Genomic DNA, 3373 nt, shown 5'->3' with positions numbered 1-3373 from the left:
TTGTCCGGCGGTGTCCTACTCTCCCACACCCTCCCGAGTGCAGTACCATCGGCGCTGGAGGGCTTAGCTTCCGGGTTCGGAATGTTACCGGGCGTTTCCCCTCCGCCATGACCGCCGTAACTCTATCGACATGTCAAACAACCAACCACCAAACGGTGTGATTGTTCGTTTGTCGGGAGTTGCACAGTGGACGCGTAGCAGCTTTGATAGTCAAGTCCTCGGCCTATTAGTACCGGTCAACTGAACCCGTTACCGGGCTTACATTTCCGGCCTATCAACCCAGTCGTCTAGCTGGGGGCCTTACCCACCCGAAGGTGGTGGGATACCTCATCTTGAAGCGAGCTTCCCGCTTAGATGCTTTCAGCGGTTATCCCTTCCGAACGTAGCTAACCAGCCGTGCCCCTGGCGGGACAACTGGCACACCAGAGGTTCGTCCGTCCCGGTCCTCTCGTACTAGGGACAGCCCTTCTCAAGTATCCTACGCGCACGGCGGATAGGGACCGAACTGTCTCACGACGTTCTAAACCCAGCTCGCGTACCGCTTTAATGGGCGAACAGCCCAACCCTTGGGACCTGCTACAGCCCCAGGATGCGACGAGCCGACATCGAGGTGCCAAACCATCCCGTCGATATGGACTCTTGGGGAAGATCAGCCTGTTATCCCCGGGGTACCTTTTATCCGTTGAGCGACACCGCTTCCACATGCCAGTGCCGGATCACTAGTCCCGACTTTCGTCCCTGCTCGACCTGTCAGTCTCACAGTCAAGCTCCCTTGTGCACTTGCACTCAACACCTGATTGCCAACCAGGCTGAGGGAACCTTTGGGCGCCTCCGTTACCCTTTAGGAGGCAACCGCCCCAGTTAAACTACCCACCAGACACTGTCCCTGAACCGGATAACGGTCCGAAGTTAGATACCCGAATCAACCAGAGTGGTATTTCAAGATTGCCTCCACCCTAACTGGCGTTAGAGCTTCACCGGCTCCCACCTATCCTACACAAGCTAACTCAGATACCAATGTCAAGCTATAGTAAAGGTCCCGGGGTCTTTCCGTCCTGCCGCGCGTAACGAGCATCTTTACTCGTAATGCAATTTCGCCGGGCCTGTGGTTGAGACAGTGGGGAAGTCGTTACGCCATTCGTGCAGGTCGGAACTTACCCGACAAGGAATTTCGCTACCTTAGGATGGTTATAGTTACCACCGCCGTTTACTGGCGCTTAAGTTCTCCGCTTCGCCCCGAAGAGCTAACAGGTCCCCTTAACGTTCCAGCACCGGGCAGGCGTCAGTCCATATACATCGAATTACTTCTTCGCATGGACCTGTGTTTTTAGTAAACAGTCGCTTCCCCCTGCTCTCTGCGGCCATACAACGCTCCACCCGCGCGGGGCTTCACGTCTCCGGCCCCCCTTCTCCCTAAGTTACGGGGGCAATTTGCCGAGTTCCTTAACCACAGTTCGCCCGATCGCCTCGGTATTCTCTACCTGACCACCTGTGTCGGTTTGGGGTACGGGCCGCTCGGAACTCGCTAGAGGCTTTTCTCGGCAGCATAGGATCACTGACTTCACCTGAATCGGCTCGGCATCACGTCTCAGCCTATATGCGCCGCGGATTTGCCTACGGCACGGCCTACACGCTTACCCCGGCACAACCACCGGCCGGGATCAGCTACCTTCCTGCGTCACCCCATCGCTTGACTACTACCCGCCAGGTTCCCACGCTCCCCACCCTCAACCCGAAGGTCTCAGATGGTTTGGGTGGTTAGCACAACGAGGTTCGTCAGGGTCGCTCCTTCGCGGGTACGGGAATATCAACCCGTTGTCCATCGACTACGCCTCTCGGCCTCGCCTTAGGTCCCGACTCACCCAGGGCGGATTAGCCTGGCCCTGGAACCCTTGGTCATCCGGCGGAAGGGTTTCTCACCCTTCTTTCGCTACTCATGCCTGCATTCTCACTCGTGCCGCGTCCACAACTAGGTCACCCCGTTGCTTCACCCCCGGCACGACGCTCCCCTACCCACCCACACACCTGCATACCCCATCAAGGAGGCACAAGGTTATTGTGTGAGTGCCACAGCTTCGGCGGTGTGCTTGAGCCCCGCTACATTGTCGGCGCGGAACCACTTGACCAGTGAGCTATTACGCACTCTTTAAAGGGTGGCTGCTTCTAAGCCAACCTCCTGGTTGTCTATGCGACCCCACATCCTTTTCCACTTAGCACACGCTTAGGGGCCTTAGCTGGTGATCTGGGCTGTTTCCCTCTCGACTACGAAGCTTATCCCCCGCAGTCTCACTGCCGCGCTCTCACTTACCGGCATTCGGAGTTTGGCTGATTTCGGTAAGCTTGTGGGCCCCCTAGACCATCCAGTGCTCTACCTCCGGCAAGAAACACACGACGCTGCACCTAAATGCATTTCGGGGAGAACCAGCTATCACGGAGTTTGATTGGCCTTTCACCCCTAACCACAGGTCATCCCCCAACTTTTCAACGTTGGTGGGTTCGGCCCTCCACGCGGTCTTACCCGCGCTTCAGCCTGCCCATGGCTAGATCACTCCGCTTCGGGTCTAGAGCATGCGACTGTATCGCCCTATTCAGACTCGCTTTCGCTACGGCTCCCCCACACGGGTTAACCTCGCCACATGCCACTAACTCGCAGGCTCATTCTTCAAAAGGCACGCCGTCACCCCGCAAGGCTCCGACGGATTGTAGGCGAACGGTTTCAGGTACTATTTCACTCCCCTCCCGGGGTACTTTTCACCATTCCCTCACGGTACTCGTCCGCTATCGGTCACCAGGAAGTATTTAGGCTTACCAGGTGGTCCTGGCAGATTCACGGCAGATTTCAGGAGTCCGCCGCTACTCGGGAACACCCACAGGAGACCAGCCACTTTCACCTACCGGACTATCACCGCCTACGGTCAGCCTTTCCAGACTGTTCGGCTAGCAACTGGCTTTGTAACTCCTCACACGAGTGTCAGCTCATGCAGCAGGGTCCCACAACCCCGACCACGCAACCCCTGACAGGTATCACACGCAGCCGGTTTAGCCTCCATCCGCTTTCGCTCGCCACTACTCACGGAATCACTCTTTGTTTTCTCTTCCTACGGGTACTGAGATGTTTCACTTCCCCGCGTTCCCCCCACACACCCTATGTGTTCAGGTGCGGGTGACTGGACATGACTCCAGCCGGGTTCCCCCATTCGGACACCCTGGGATCACAGCTTGGTTGACAGCTCCCCCAGGCCTATCGCGGCCTCCCACGTCCTTCATCGGCTCCTGGTGCCAAGGCATCCACCGTTCGCCCTTGACAACTTGACCACAAAGATGCTCGCGTCCACTGTGCAATTCTCAACAAACGACCAACCCACAACCCACA

The 3373-nt window shown here is 57.2% G+C and carries 2 rRNA genes; both read right to left on the bottom strand.

What is annotated here, in order from left to right:
* Window positions 1–2: 2 nt before the first annotated feature.
* A 5S ribosomal RNA gene (rrf, locus tag ACGF4F_RS37240) occupies window positions 3–119 on the bottom strand.
* Window positions 120–206: 87 nt separating this feature from the next.
* Window positions 207–3315: ribosomal RNA gene (locus ACGF4F_RS37235) — 23S ribosomal RNA — on the bottom strand.
* Between the last annotated feature and the right edge of the window lie 58 nt (window positions 3316–3373).

This window comes from Micromonospora sp. NPDC047740 (genome assembly GCF_043204735.1).
Lineage (GTDB): Bacteria > Actinomycetota > Actinomycetes > Mycobacteriales > Micromonosporaceae > Micromonospora.
This window is presented reverse-complemented; position numbering and strand designations above follow the sequence as displayed.